Here is a 13,908-nt window from a genome sequence, read left to right as displayed (position 1 = left end):
CCATAGCCCGATTGCAATGACAGGAGTAGTCCATGAGCGAGCAAGCTATTCGTTTAACGCAATACAGCCACGGAGCCGGTTGCGGTTGTAAAATTTCCCCCAAAGTGCTGGAAACCATCCTGCACAGCGATCAGGCGAAGTTTATTGATCCGAATTTACTCGTGGGAAATGAAACCCGCGATGACGCGGCGGTGTACGATCTGGGTAATGGCACCAGCGTTATCAGCACCACCGATTTCTTTATGCCGATTGTCGATAATCCGTTTGATTTTGGCCGCATCGCCGCGACCAACGCCATCAGCGATATTTTCGCCATGGGCGGCAAACCGATTATGGCTATCGCGATTCTGGGCTGGCCTCTCGATAAGCTGGCACCGGAAATCGCCCGCGAAGTGACCGAAGGCGGGCGTTTTGCCTGTCGCGAGGCTGGCATTGCGCTGGCGGGTGGACACTCTATCGATGCTCCGGAGCCGATTTTTGGTCTGGCCGTGACGGGCGTGGTTCCGACCGAACGCGTGAAGAAAAACAGCACCGCTGAAGCGGGATGCAAGCTGTTTCTCACCAAGCCGTTGGGTATAGGCGTGTTGACCACCGCAGAGAAAAAATCGCTGCTCAAGCCCGAGCATGTTGGACTGGCGACGGAAGTCATGTGTCGCATGAACGTTGCTGGTGCGGCGTTTGCAGATATTGATGGCGTGAAAGCCATGACCGACGTCACCGGTTTCGGTCTGCTGGGGCACCTGAGCGAGATGTGCCAGGGGGCGGGAGTCCAGGCACAGGTAGTTTACCAGGATATTCCAAAACTGCCTGGCGTTGAAGAGTACATCGCGCAGGGCGCAGTACCGGGCGGCACACAGCGCAACTTTGCCAGCTACGGACACCTGATGGGTGAAATGCCGCAGGCGGTACGCGATTTGCTGTGCGATCCGCAAACCTCCGGCGGCCTGTTGTTGGCTGTGACCCCGGAATCTGAAGCTGAAGTTAAAGCGGTCGCGGCGCAGTTTGGCATTGCCCTCACCGCCATTGGTGAACTGGTGGAAGCCCGTGGCGGTCGCGCCATGGTTGAGATCCGTTAATTCGATGCGGTTGTTTATTGCCGAAAAACCGAGTCTGGCGCGCGCCATTGCCGATGTGCTACCTAAGCCGCATCGCAAAGGTGATGGTTTTATTGAATGCGGAAACGGACAAGTGGTGACCTGGTGTATCGGTCACCTGCTTGAACAGGCGCAGCCGGACGCCTACGACAGTCGCTATGCGCGCTGGAGTCTGGTCGATCTGCCGATTGTGCCGCAAAAGTGGCAACTGCAGCCGCGTCCCTCCGTCACTAAACAGCTCAACGTCATTAAGCGCTTTCTGCATGAAGCCAGTGAAGTCATTCACGCGGGAGACCCCGATCGTGAAGGACAGTTGCTGGTTGATGAAGTGCTGGATTACCTGCAATTGGCGCCAGAAAAGCGCCAGCAGGTACAACGTTGCCTGATTAACGACCTTAACCCACAGGCGGTAGAGCGGGCGATTTCTCGCCTGCGCGCCAACAGTGAGTTCATCCCGCTGTGCGTCTCGGCGCTGGCGCGTGCGCGCGCTGACTGGCTGTATGGCATCAATATGACGCGTGCTTACACCATCCTCGGGCGTAATGCGGGTTATCAGGGCGTACTCTCCGTCGGGCGCGTACAGACGCCGGTTCTCGGCCTGGTGGTGCGTCGTGATGAAGAGATTGAAAACTTCGTTGCCAAAGATTTCTTTGAAGTGAAAGCGCATATCGTCACGCCTGCCGACGAGCGTTTTACCGCTATCTGGCAGCCCAGCGAGGCGTGTGAGCCGTATCAGGATGAAGAAGGGCGTTTGCTGAATCGTACGCTGGCTGAGCACGTGGTGAACCGCATCAACGGTCAACCGGCGATAGTCACCAGCTATAACGATAAACGGGAATCAGAATCTGCACCTCTACCGTTTTCGCTGTCGGCGTTGCAGATTGAAGCGGCTAAACGCTTCGGGCTGAGCGCGCAAAACGTACTGGATATCTGCCAGAAGCTGTATGAAACCCATAAACTAATCACCTATCCGCGTTCAGATAGCCGCTATCTGCCGGAGGAACACTTTGCCGGGCGTCATGCGGTGATGAACGCGATCGCGGTCCACGCGCCAGATTTACTACCGCAGCCGGCGGTTAATCCTGATACGCGTAATCGCTGCTGGGATGATAAAAAGGTCGATGCGCACCACGCGATTATTCCCACCGCGCGCACTTCATCCATCAACCTGAATGATAACGAAGCAAAGGTGTATAACCTGATTGCGCGTCAATATCTGATGCAGTTCTGCCCGGACGCGGTATTCCGTAAGTGCGTTATTGAACTGGATATTGCGAAAGGCAAGTTTGTGGCCAAAGCCCGTTTCCTCGCGGAAGCCGGGTGGCGCACGCTGCTTGGCAACAAAGAGCGCGATGAAGAGAACGACGGTACGCCGCTGCCGGTCGTGGCAAAAGATGACGAACTCTTGTGCGAGAAAGGCGAAGTGGTGGAACGTCAGACCCAGCCGCCGCGCCATTTTACCGACGCAACGCTGCTGTCGGCGATGACCGGGATTGCGCGGTTTGTGCAGGATAAAGATCTGAAAAAGATCCTGCGCGCCACCGATGGACTGGGAACGGAAGCCACGCGTGCGGGGATTATAGAACTGCTGTTTAAGCGCGGATTCCTCGTGAAGAAAGGCCGCTATATACACTCTACGGATCCTGGAAAAGCGCTGTTTCATTCGCTGCCCGAAATGGCAACGCGTCCAGATATGACCGCGCACTGGGAATCGATCCTGACGCAAATCAGTGAAAAACAGTGTCGCTATCAGGACTTTATGCAGCCGCTGGTGGACACGCTGTATCAGCTTATCGACCAGGCCAAACGCACGCCGGTGCGCCGATTCCGGGGAATTACGGCGCCCACTGGCGCGGAAAAGAAAAAGAGCGCGCCGCGTAAACGCACGGCGAAAAAAGGCCCGCCATCTGATGAGGCGAGCCTGTAATACGTTTGTAGGCCGGATGACGGCACGCGTGCCTTATCCGGTCTATAGAAACAAAATTAAATCACACCCTGGCCCAGCATCGCGTCGGCAACCTTCACGAAGCCCGCGATGTTGGCGCCACGTACGTAGTTGGTTTGTTTGCTCTCACCACCGTACTCGACGCAGGCATGGTGAATATCCAGCATGATGTGGTGCAGACGCGCATCCACTTTCTCTGCTTTCCAGCCCAGACGTGCGGCGTTCTGCGCCATTTCCAGACCGGATGTCGCTACGCCACCGGCGTTGGCGGCTTTACCTGGCGCAAACAGCACGCCGGCCTCCAGGAACAGATCGGTGGCTTCGATGGTGGTCGGCATATTTGCACCCTCGGCCACGGCCTTGACGCCGTTGGTGATAAGCATTTGCGCGGCTTCCACATCCAGTTCGTTCTGCGTGGCGCACGGCAGGGCGATATCAACCGGCACCGACCACGGCTGCTTGCCTTCCAGATAGGTCAGGCCAAACTCGCGGGCATAATCCGCCACCCGACCATCGCGGCTGTCTTTAATCGCGCACAGACGCGCCAGTTTTTCTTTGGTAAATCCACTTTCGTCGACCACGGTACCGCTGGAATCAGAGGCGGTCACCACGCGCGCGCCAAACTCCATCGCTTTCTCAATGGCGAATTGTGCCACGTTACCGGAGCCGGAAACGGCGACGCGCATGCCTTCAAAGCCCAGACCATGGCGTTTGAGCATCGCTTCGGTGAAGTACACCAGGCCGTAGCCAGTCGCTTCCGGGCGGATCAAACTGCCGCCAAACGACAGACCTTTCCCGGTAAAGACGCAGGCGCTGTTGTTGGACAGTTTTTTCATCATCCCGGCCATAAAGCCGACTTCACGACCACCCACGCCGATATCGCCCGCCGGGACGTCAGTGTCTGGCCCTAAGTGGCGGAACAGTTCTGTCATCAGTGACTGGCAAAAACGCATCACTTCGCCTTCGCTTTTCCCTTTCGGATCGAAATCGCTACCGCCTTTACCTCCGCCCATCGGCAGAGTGGTGAGGGCGTTTTTAAAGGTCTGCTCGAAGCCGAGGAATTTCAGGATCGACAGGTTTACCGACGGATGGAAACGCATGCCGCCTTTGTAGGGGCCAATCGCAGAGCTAAACTGCACGCGCCAGGCACGGTTAACCTGCACCTGATTACGGTCATCCAGCCAGACCACGCGGAACTGGATCACGCGCTCAGGCTCAACCAGGCGTTCCAGCAGCGACATTTGGCGGTAACGCGGGTTTTGTTCGAGGAACGGCCACAGCGTCGTCATTACCTCACGAACGGCTTGCGCGAACTCGGTTTGATTCGGGTCGCGCTTTTGCACATGGTTGAGAAATGACTCCAGAGAACATGTCTGATCCATAGATATAAAAACCTCTTATGTATTGATATGGTTATATTTTTGATGTTTGTGTTAAGTGTTGTGCAGTTTTTGACTATAACATCAGCAGTGTGACGGGACGCAAGAAAAAAATTAACCCCGCTAAGGAAATTAATAGTGTGGCATCGGTCATAACCAAAAACGATGAGGGAAGGGACTAAAGTTTCTGCCGGTTTCTACCGTTATACTGTGCATAGATGTCAGTTTAAAAGGAAAAAATATGCGCCGTTTTATCATGGCAGGTGCGCTGGCAATGCTGTCCAGCGCGGCACTGGCAAATCAGCTTTATCGCCCGGATGTACAGGTTAACGTGCCGCCGGAAGTGTTCAGTTCCAGCGGTCAGCGTGCGCAGCCGTGTAGTCAGTGCTGCATTTATCAGGATCAAAACTATTCGGAAGGTGCGGTGATCAAGGCCGATGGCGTACTGTTGCAATGCCAGCGCGATGATAAAACGATCAGTACTAATCCGCTGGTCTGGCGTCGCGTAAAAGAATAAACGCCTGCAAGAGCGGGATGTCGGCAGGCGCCAGCGGATACTCCAGCGCCTCTTCAGGTGAGCACCACACCAGTTGCTGATGCTCATGCGCGTTCAGTTCGCCCTGATAAGCCGGCACATGCCAGGCATGCAGGTGAATCATCCGGCCTGACACTTCGCGTTGATGGCTGGCAACGTATTGCCCAACGACCGCCTCAATACCGAGTTCCTCACGCAGTTCACGCATCAGCGCCTGCGGCTGGCTTTCGCCAGACTCAACCTTGCCGCCAGCAAGCTCCCACATACCCGGCTGATCCGTATGCGCCGGGCGCTGAGCCAGTAAAATTTTGCCATCACGTTCAAGGATAGCGGCGACCACGTCGAGGATTTTCATCATATTCATCAAGATCTAACAGCAGAAAATGACATACTATCCTCAACCATAAGTTTCACCAAAAGTATTCAGGAGCAACCGTTGAACGATCCTCAGTCGTGGGTAAAACCGTTGACGCGTATCCCTTCCAGCTTGTCACCGCTTGTCGCGACGCAGAAAAAACACTATGGCGATGTACTGCATCCCACGCGTTGGTGGGGCCGCATGCCGTTTTTGTTCTGGCTGGTGGCGCTGTTTGTCGGATTTCTGGAGCGTAAAAAAGCGCGCTTAACGCCGGTGTTGCGGGCGCTGTTGATGACCCGCGTTTCGCAGGTGTGCCATTGCGCCTTTTGCGTGGATGCCAACAGCTTGCGGCTCGCCGAACGTTGCGGGGCGCTGGATAAAGTGCAGCAGGTGGCCAACTGGCAGGAGTCTGCGCTGTTTAGCGAAGAAGAGCGCGTAGCCCTGGCCTATGCGGATGCAGTGACCGCCACGCCGCCGCGGGTTGATGATGCACTGAAGGCGCAAATGAAGCAGTATTTTGCCGACGACGCGATTACCGAAATGACCGCGCTGATTGCGTTTCAAAATCTCTCGGCGCGTTTTAACGCTGCGCTGGATATTCCATCACAGGGGCTGTGCGACAGCTTCAAAGGACGCCCGCATGCTTGACCGTCATCTTCATCCGCGATTAAAACCGCTGTTACATCAGTGTGTGCGCGTTATCGATAAACCCGGTATTTCGCCGGACGGCCTGACGCTAATCGGCTTTGCCATTGGCGTGCTGGCCTTGCCGTTCCTGGCTCTTGGCTGGTATCCGGCGGCACTGGTTGCCATTGTACTTAATCGGTTGTTTGACGGACTGGACGGCGCGCTGGCGCGGCGCAGGGGGCTTACCGATGCCGGGGGATTCCTCGATATTTCACTCGATTTTCTGTTTTACGCGCTGGTGCCGTTTGGATTTATTCTGGCAGCGCCCGAGCAAAATGCGCTGGCGGGCAGTTGGCTATTATTTGCGTTTATCGGCACCGGCAGTAGTTTCCTGGCCTTTGCGGCGCTGGCGGCGAAACACCAGATTGATAACCCCGGCTACGCGCATAAGTCGTTTTATTATCTGGGCGGATTGACCGAAGGAACCGAGACAATATTGCTGTTCGTGCTGGCCTGTCTGTTTCCTGATTACTTTGCCGTGCTGGCGTGGATATTTGGCGCGCTGTGCTGGATGACGACGTTTACGCGGATCTGGAGCGGATATCTGACGCTGAAAGCGGTCCAGCGTCAGGAATAATCAAAGATTACTTGCTGCTGTCCGGGCCGCGCTCACCGCTGGCAACCGGGTTCTTCGGATTGCTGCTCCATTCGTACCAGCCGCCGTCATACACCGAGACGTTTTTCCAGCCCATCGCGCGGGCATACATAAACGTCTCTGAGGCGCGCCAGCCGGTGCCGCAGTAGAAGGAAACCTGCTGCTCCGGCAGGATGTTCCACTGCTTCCACATGGCGGCGATATCGTCCGCGCTGCGCATGGTGCCGTCCGGATTATGGAAGTCTTCCATATGCGTGGAGTCGCTGCCTGCGTGACCCCAGCGTGCGCCTGCGATCTCACCTTTTGGCTTAATGTAGCTATAGCCGCTGGTGGTGCCGATAAATTCCGGCCATGAACGAATGCTCACCAAAGACGCATCCTGACGGTGCAGCAGGCCACGCGCCTGTTCCATATCCAGCATCAGTTGCGGTTGGGCGGGAATAGTCGCGCCGAAATCAGGTTCTGGTTTTACCGTAGGGGGCGTGCCGCGTTCGACCGGTAATCCTGCGTCGGACCACGTCTGCCAGCCACCGTCAAGCAGGCGAACATCTTTCACGCCCGCATACAGCATAATTTGTGCGACACGCGCTGCTGCATACACATCGCGACCATACAAAATCACCGTGGTGTCGTGGCGGATACCGTGTTTGGCCAGCATCGCTTTGAGCTGCGCGTCGGAGACTTTGTTCCACAGCGGTTCGCTTTCGACTTCGTTGGTATCAATGTAGCCCGCACCGGGGATATGGCTGAGCAGATAGAGTTTCGGCGCACCCCAGGCAGCCTCAATCACTTTCCAGTCACCGGCCGGTTTAGCGGCCACGTCTTTACCCTGCTGGAGATTGTGCAGCCACTGTGGGTAAACCAGTTGTTCGAAGTGCGGCAGGCGCTGCAGGCGCGCGGGATCCTGTAGCGCATCGCTGAGCGTGGAGAGTTGGCTAAAGCCGACGTTCTGCAGACGTGCTTTGACGGCCTGCATGTCGCTTTCGCGGCCATACAGCGCCACCGGTGTATCGGTTTTTAACTGATGCTGTTTAACCCAGGCGGAGAGCTGCTCATCGTTCATGTTGTCGAGCCAGGCGGCAGACAGGTTGAGTGCGGCAGGCTCATGTCCGGAAGGACCATTGAGCGATTGTGGCCAGCCGTTATAAAACGCGCTCTGGCGGGTGTCGATTGCCTTGCCGTGTTGCTGCTGTAGCTGGTTGAGGGTGAGCATCTGTGTTGTTTCAGCAGCCCAGGAAGAAGCGCAAGCGAGCCCTAAAGCCAGTGCCAGCGCGGTCATTTGAGAAACACGTTTCATCGAATAGCCCGACGTTAAAAAAAGAAGACGACATTCTGTGCCGCCAGCCTGGTAAAATCCTTGCGTTAACGCAGCATATCGCCACATTCATGCCCAGTTCGCCATCTGCAAAACGCGGCCTGCGGGCGGAACATCCTGCGCGTCATGGGTAACCTGAACCACGGGGATGCCCAGCTTGCGCACCTCGTCAAATACCCACTGGCGAAAAGTGTCGCGCAGTGAGGTATCCAGTCGACTGAACGGCTCATCCAGCAGCAGCGCCTGCGGTTTCGCCAGCAGTGCGCGCAGCAGGGCAACGCGCGATCGTTGCCCGCCGGAGAGCGAAGCCGGATCGCGAGGGTAAAACCCTGCCAGCCCGGCACGTTCAAGAGCGCGCTCGACCTCATCGCGTCGGGCAGAGCCTTTCAGGTTTGCCGGGAGCGCCAACTGCAAATTCTGCCCAACGCTGAAATGGTCGAACAGCAGGGCGTCCTGGAACAAAATGCCAATTTGCCGCTGCGCCGTTGGCAACGTGTCTATACGCCGACGGTTAAGCCACAGTTCGCCAGATGCCTGAAGCTTTGGAGAAAGCGCGCCAACCATCCACGATAACAGCGATGACTTGCCGCAGCCCGAGGGTCCCATAATAGTGACAATGTCACCTTTATTGACCTCGAAATTGACTTCTTTGAGCAGGACGTCAGGTCCCCGGCGCAGTGAAACATTTTGCACGATAAGCATTAGCGGAGTCCTTGTCGAAAGCGGCCAACCCACGCGGAGAGTAACGCGGACAGTACGAAAACAAATAGCGGCAACAGCAGCTGCCACAGCGCCTGTGACGCCAGCAGTGCCGCACTGCCGCCGCTGCTCAATGCTACGGCCTCGGTCGTGAGCGTGGGAAAGCGTCCGGCCCCTAACCACAGGGTCGGCATATACTGGGCGATACTGACGGAAAAACCCACCGCGAAAGCAATCAGCGCCGGGCGCGTTAGCTGCGGACATTTCACTTGCCAGAAGATGCGACCCCGCGTCCAGCCCAGCGTTTGCGCAATCAGAATCAGACGCGGATCAATCCGTTGCCACGCGGGTTTGAGCACAAACAGCATCCACGGTGTGACCCACAGCAGATGTCCCCAGATAACCGTCGTCAACTGACCATCCAGGTCTGCGTGCAGCGCCAGAGTATATTGCCCGGTGACCAGCGGCAGCGCAGGCAGAATAATCGGCAGCCAGACCCAATGATGTCTGCGTTGTGGTCCCCATTCCAGCCATAACAACAGCGTGATTAATGCCAGCGTGCTGGCAAGCAGACCCAGTTGCAGGCTGGTGAACAGCGTCTGGCGATCGACTGATGAATACTGCGCAACCAGCGCCAGAACCAGCAGACAGAACACGCCGCTCGCGGGTACCAGTTGCGCCAGCGCGCGTCCAGTTGGGTATGATGAAAAACGCAGACGGTCACCGCTCACCGCCGAAATGGTGCGCTGCCAGGTGCGCCACAACAGATAGCCAACCAGCGCATACACGCCCAGCAGCAGCACCAGTAACAGGCTGGCGAGCGAGCCTTTTATCTGTTGGTCTGCATCGCCCTGAGTGAGCCATTGCCAGCTCAACACCGCAAGCGTCGGCGGGTTACCGGGACCGAGGACGATCGCCACATCCACGACGGAGAGTGACCAGGCAATGACCGCCAGCATGGCTTTGCTTAACGCCGGGGCGACAGAGGGCAGAACTAACCAGTTCAGGCATTGCAGTCGGCTGTAACCCAGCGAATCCAGCACGATGACCTGCTGCGAAAGATGCTTTTCACTCAACAAGGCTGAGAGGATCCACAGCAAAAAAGCGCTCTCTTTGACGGCTAACGTCATGCCAAGGCCGATACCGTAGCGGTCGGCCAGTGGGGTAAGAAAAGGCAGTACACGATACAGCAGGCCGCCTTCGGCAAACAGCAGCAGGATGCTGGTGGCGAAGGCGACGTGCGGAATCGCCAGCAGCCAGGGGAGTCGGGTGCACAGTCGCGCCCAGCCCGCGCCGGGCCACAGGGCGAGGATCGCTAATAGCGTAATAATCAGCGCGCCAAGGGACGCCAGCGTAACGGAAACCAGCGTCGCCATTAGTGATTGCGGCAACTGGGGATCGGCGAACAGCGCCTGCCAGTGAGAGAGGGAAAGCGCAGGTGCGACCAGCGTGACGGCGGCGGGTATCAGCGGTAAATAAATTACCGCCATGATGCCCCATAGCAACAGGATTAATGCGTACCGTAACGGCGTAGCCATTCTTGTTCCAGTGCGTTTACCCAGGCCGCATGCGGTTCAGGAAGTACGGCGGGAAGTCCTTTGGGGATACGTGCCTGCAGCGCTTCACGCTGCGCAGTAGGTAATTTTTGCGGGTCGAGAACCGAAGGGTCGCCCCAGTAAGCGGGGTCGGCCTTACGCAGCTGCGCCTCGGGAGAAAGCAAGAAATTGGCAACAACTTTTGCCCCGGCGCTGGCGCTGGCGTTCGCCGGAATAGTGACAAAATGCACGTTGCCAATCATTCCTTGTGCAAAACCAAAGCTGTAGCTGTTTTTGGGCAATTCACCGCGGGCTACTTTTTGTTGGGCGTGCGCAGGGTTAAAGGTCAGCGATAAACGCAGCACGCCGTTATTCAGCAGCGCGTCCATTCGTGCGGGCGTGGGGGGGAAATCTTTCCCTTCACGCCACAAAAAAGGATGAAGTGCGTCCAGATACTGCCACAGTGGGGCGGTAACCTCAGCGAATGTTGCTGCATCGGGCGCTATTTTCAGCGCTTGCGGCTGTGTGGTGAGTGCAATCAGCAACTGCTCAAGAAAAGCCGTTCCGGTAAAATCAGGCGGGCGTGGGTAGGTCACCGTACCGGGATGCGTTTTGGCAAACGCCAGCAAGGCCTGCGGGGTTTGCGGCGGTTGTTCGGTAGCATCGCGACTGGCGATAAAAGTTAGCTGCGCGCCGCCCCACGGTGACTCTGCACCCTCCGTTGTGATGGAGAAGTCTTCGCTGACAGGCTGCTGAGTATCGACATAGCGCCAGTTGGGTAGCGTTTGCGCCCACTGGGTTTGCAGCAGATTGGCTTCTTTCAGCGTACGGAAATTTTCGCCATTCACCCACAATAAATCGACGGAGCCGCCGGTTTTACGCCCGGAGGCGGCCTCAGTTTGAATACGCTTTACTGCGTCGGCGGCATCGGCCAGACGCACAATTTTCAGGTTAATGGCGTAATGCGTTTTCATCTCGCTGCTCACCCAGTCGAGATACTGGTTCACCGCATTATCCCCCCCCCAGGCGTTGAACCACACCGTCTGACCGTGGGCGTCGTTTTTGACTTGCTGCCAGCTGTCGCCCTGCGCGAAGGTCGCCAGCGGAGAAAACAACAAACCCAGGCACAATAAGCAGTAGCGCATACTCTCTCCAATCGTTAATGGTGGCTTCAGGGGTGTTTCCCGTGCCGCTCAAGATAAAGACTTCTCGCCACAGAAATCACCACGGTCAGGGCAAACAGCACAAACAACCCGGTCACGAACCAGAACGTTCCTCCTGTTAACAGGCTTCCGGCCCAGGAATAAACGATGGTTGCAGGCAACTGACCGATGCCGGTGGCGAGGAAAAAATGACGAAAGCGGATTGAGGTCAGACCGGCGGCATAGCTTACCGGGTCAAAGGGAACGAAAGGCAACAGGCGGCAAACCAGGATAGTGTGCTTGCCGTAGCGCGCAAAAAAAGCGTCCATGTTGTTCAGCACCGTTTTCCCGGTCAGATTTTCCACCGCGCTGCGGCCTAAAACACGGGCGATAAAAAAGCACAGCGCCGCGCCTGCCATGGCGCTGCTCCAGGAGAGTACGCCCCCCCAAAACGCGCCGAACAATGACGCATTGGCAAAGGTGATCACAAACGCCGGGAGCGGGGCAATAATGGCCTGTAAGACCATCAAGCAAAACGACACCACCGCAGCCTGAGCACCGTATGATCGAATAAGATTTTCAATGGCGTGTGGGTCAACCGTGGAGAATGCCGTCAGGCTGTGAGCGACAAAATCACTGATGCCAGGCACCCATGCCCAGGCCATCAGCGCCAGCAGTAGTAGGATAACCAGCCCGGCCCGGCAATATCGTACGACGCGCGTTTTATTCAGCTTCATGATTTATCCGCTAACTCACCGTGGGCAGAGGGAGCGATGCGCTTCACGCGAGCCCAGGCTTTTGCCGCCTGTACCAGGGCGAATAAAATGAAGCCAGCAATACTGAGTTTAACCATAAATGCCAGGGTAATGCCTTCGCTGGCGAGTTCATGCGACATCAGCGTATAGATAAACAGGCCGGGCAAGGTCGTGAGCGCAGAAATGAGGGTAAACGACCAGAATGAGATGGCGGTCAGCCCGTAGGCATAGTTTTGAATGTTATACGGGAACAGCGGCACCAGTCGGGTGAGGATCAGAAAATCGGTCCCGCTTTGGGCAATGCCTTTTTCGATGGCCTGAAAGGTTGTCGTATGTCCGACATATTTCAGCAGCAGATCGCGACCCAGCCAGCGAGCCAGCAGAAATGACAGCGCCGAGGCAAGGGTTGCGGCAAACAGGGACACAAGGGTTCCCATCACCGGGCCAAACAGCACCCCGCCGACGATCACCAGAATGCTGCCGGGGATCAGGCACAGCGCCGCGATAATAAACAGCAGGATATACAGCGCGTAACCGAACATGCCGCTCTGGTGGATGAGGTCTTGTAAATGCTGAAAATGAGTTATCAGGCCGCTCAGGCCGGAATAATGGAAAACGCCTACAAGGACACAGAGGAGTAGCGCAACGATCAGCAGTCTGTATTCTGCTTTATGCGAACTTCTTTTTCATGGGGGTCTCCTGTAAAACCGGGGGAATAAAGCGTTTTCGTCAGCGAAAAGTGCGCGCGAAGATATAATAAATTCCCGGCCGTAACAATGTATTACCGTCGCTTTATTGATTTTGCACAGAATAAACAGACTCTCCAGGCGCGGCCCGGAGAGTGATAACGTTCAGCAGATCAGACGCGGAATTTAGCCCAGACCGGCGCGTGGTCAGACGGTTTTTCCATGCTGCGGATTTCATAGTCGATACCGGTTTCTTCGCAGCGCTCTGCCAGCGGATTGCTCGCCAGCAGCAGGTCGATACGCAGGCCACGGTTATCGTCAAAGCCTTTAGAACGGTAATCAAACCACGAGAACTGGTCGTTTTTTTCAGGATATGCGTGACGGTAGGTATCCACCAGCCCCCAGCCCAGCAGGCGTTCCATCCATTCACGTTCTTCCGGCAGGAAGGAACATTTACCGGTACGTAGCCAGCGTTTGCGGTTCTCTTCACCAATGCCGATATCGAGGTCGGTTGGGCTGATATTCATATCACCCATGATGAGCACCGGATTGTCGCGCTTCAACTCGGTCTCGAGGTAGTTCTGTAAGTTCTGATAAAACGCCGCTTTGGCGGGGAATTTGGTTTCATGGTCGCGACTTTCGCCCTGCGGGAAATAGCCGTTGATCACGGTAATGTTGCCCATAGGGGACGGAACTTCCGCCATGATGATACGACGCTGCGCTTCTTCGCCATCACCAGGGAAGCCACGACGCACCGAGACAGGCGTTTCTTTCGTCAGCAGTGCGACGCCGTAATGGCCTTTCTGACCGTGATAGAAAACGTTGTAACCCAGTTTTGCTACCTCTTCGAGAGGGAACATGTCGTCGTGAACTTTTGTCTCCTGTAAGCCAATCACATCCGGTTGATGTTTTTCGACAATGGCTGCCAGTTGATGAGGACGGGCACGCAGGCCGTTGATATTAAAAGAGACAAATTTCATAGTCGCTGCCACTTTGCAAAATGAATAGTGCAAGGATGGTAGCAGAATTTCCGCGGGCTGACTGCTTCTTGTCACCTGATTCCAACAATGATTGCTAATGGTGTTAACGATGGAGCAAAAACTGCACCGTTTTGGCGCGGCACGCGTCAGAATGGGGCAATAATTTCCGAAAAATTTCGTATACGATCACAATTCCAGAATTA

The 13,908-nt window shown here is 56.1% G+C and carries 14 protein-coding genes; 5 read left to right on the top strand and 9 right to left on the bottom strand.

Translation table 11 applies throughout. The annotated features are described in order from the left end of the window. Window positions 1-32 precede the first annotated feature (32 nt). Both selD and topB read left to right on the top strand, forming a co-directional pair. Entirely contained in the window at window positions 33-1,076 is a 1,044-nt protein-coding gene (gene selD / locus JQ822_RS20060) for a selenide, water dikinase SelD (protein WP_213134944.1), read from the top strand. A gap of 4 nt (window positions 1,077-1,080) precedes the next feature. Beyond that, window positions 1,081-3,021 (top strand): DNA topoisomerase III, encoded by a 1,941-nt coding sequence (gene topB / locus JQ822_RS20055; protein WP_213135012.1) that lies wholly within the window; start codon window positions 1,081-1,083, stop codon window positions 3,019-3,021. Between the two features lie 56 nt (window positions 3,022-3,077). Here the strand turns inward: topB and gdhA are convergent, their stop codons facing one another. Next, window positions 3,078-4,421, bottom strand: coding sequence for an NADP-specific glutamate dehydrogenase (gdhA, locus tag JQ822_RS20050; protein WP_213134943.1), 1,344 nt, complete (start codon window positions 4,419-4,421; stop codon window positions 3,078-3,080). A 238-nt stretch (window positions 4,422-4,659) separates the two neighbouring features. Here gdhA and JQ822_RS20045 point away from each other — a divergent pair, with 238 nt between their 5' ends. Then, window positions 4,660-4,935, top strand: a complete 276-nt coding sequence (locus JQ822_RS20045; protein ID WP_213134942.1) for a YnjH family protein — start codon at window positions 4,660-4,662, stop codon at window positions 4,933-4,935. On the opposite strand, the gene JQ822_RS20040 is transcribed toward JQ822_RS20045, so the two are convergent. Continuing rightward, the gene (locus tag JQ822_RS20040; RefSeq protein ID WP_213135011.1) at window positions 4,901-5,308 is read right to left on the bottom strand and encodes a pyrimidine (deoxy)nucleoside triphosphate diphosphatase; all 408 of its coding nucleotides are present in this window, start codon (window positions 5,306-5,308) and stop codon (window positions 4,901-4,903) included. The two genes, JQ822_RS20045 and JQ822_RS20040, sit on opposite strands and share 35 nt — an antisense overlap. 81 nt (window positions 5,309-5,389) lie before the next feature. Here JQ822_RS20040 and JQ822_RS20035 point away from each other — a divergent pair, with 81 nt between their 5' ends. Next, the gene (locus JQ822_RS20035; RefSeq protein WP_213134941.1) at window positions 5,390-5,959 is read left to right on the top strand and encodes a carboxymuconolactone decarboxylase family protein; all 570 of its coding nucleotides are present in this window, start codon (window positions 5,390-5,392) and stop codon (window positions 5,957-5,959) included. Continuing rightward, a complete protein-coding gene (locus tag JQ822_RS20030; protein ID WP_213134940.1) occupies window positions 5,952-6,575 on the top strand; it encodes a CDP-alcohol phosphatidyltransferase family protein in 624 nt (207 codons plus the stop codon). Before JQ822_RS20035 ends, JQ822_RS20030 begins: the two co-directional genes overlap by 8 nt. A gap of 7 nt (window positions 6,576-6,582) precedes the next feature. Here JQ822_RS20030 and JQ822_RS20025 read toward each other — a convergent pair whose 3' ends face one another. From JQ822_RS20025 to xthA, 7 genes are all read right to left on the bottom strand, one after another. Further along, complete coding sequence (locus JQ822_RS20025; protein WP_213134939.1) at window positions 6,583-7,890, bottom strand: sulfurtransferase; 1,308 nt, start codon at window positions 7,888-7,890, stop codon at window positions 6,583-6,585. Between the two features lie 87 nt (window positions 7,891-7,977). Then, window positions 7,978-8,610 (bottom strand): ATP-binding cassette domain-containing protein, encoded by a 633-nt coding sequence (locus tag JQ822_RS20020; RefSeq protein WP_213134938.1) that lies wholly within the window; start codon window positions 8,608-8,610, stop codon window positions 7,978-7,980. Further along, a complete protein-coding gene (locus tag JQ822_RS20015) occupies window positions 8,610-10,145 on the bottom strand; it encodes a thiamine ABC transporter permease (RefSeq protein ID WP_213134937.1) in 1,536 nt (511 codons plus the stop codon). The genes JQ822_RS20020 and JQ822_RS20015 overlap by 1 nt, the downstream gene beginning before the upstream one ends. Continuing rightward, complete coding sequence (locus JQ822_RS20010; RefSeq protein ID WP_213134936.1) at window positions 10,118-11,287, bottom strand: ABC transporter substrate-binding protein; 1,170 nt, start codon at window positions 11,285-11,287, stop codon at window positions 10,118-10,120. The genes JQ822_RS20015 and JQ822_RS20010 overlap by 28 nt, the downstream gene beginning before the upstream one ends. Window positions 11,288-11,313: 26 nt before the next feature. Next, on the bottom strand, window positions 11,314-12,021 hold the full coding sequence (locus JQ822_RS20005; RefSeq protein WP_213134935.1) for a TVP38/TMEM64 family protein: 708 nt from the start codon (window positions 12,019-12,021) through the stop codon (window positions 11,314-11,316). Further along, complete coding sequence (locus tag JQ822_RS20000) at window positions 12,018-12,581, bottom strand: TVP38/TMEM64 family protein (protein WP_446715021.1); 564 nt, start codon at window positions 12,579-12,581, stop codon at window positions 12,018-12,020. Before JQ822_RS20000 ends, JQ822_RS20005 begins: the two co-directional genes overlap by 4 nt. Window positions 12,582-12,898: 317 nt before the next feature. After that, window positions 12,899-13,705, bottom strand: coding sequence for an exodeoxyribonuclease III (gene xthA, locus JQ822_RS19995; protein ID WP_213134934.1), 807 nt, complete (start codon window positions 13,703-13,705; stop codon window positions 12,899-12,901). Between the last annotated feature and the right edge of the window lie 203 nt (window positions 13,706-13,908).

This window comes from Citrobacter sp. FP75 (assembly GCF_018342065.1).
Classification (GTDB): Bacteria; Pseudomonadota; Gammaproteobacteria; order Enterobacterales; family Enterobacteriaceae; genus Citrobacter.
Note: the sequence above shows the minus strand (reverse complement) of the source record. Positions and strands in the feature narration are given on the sequence as shown.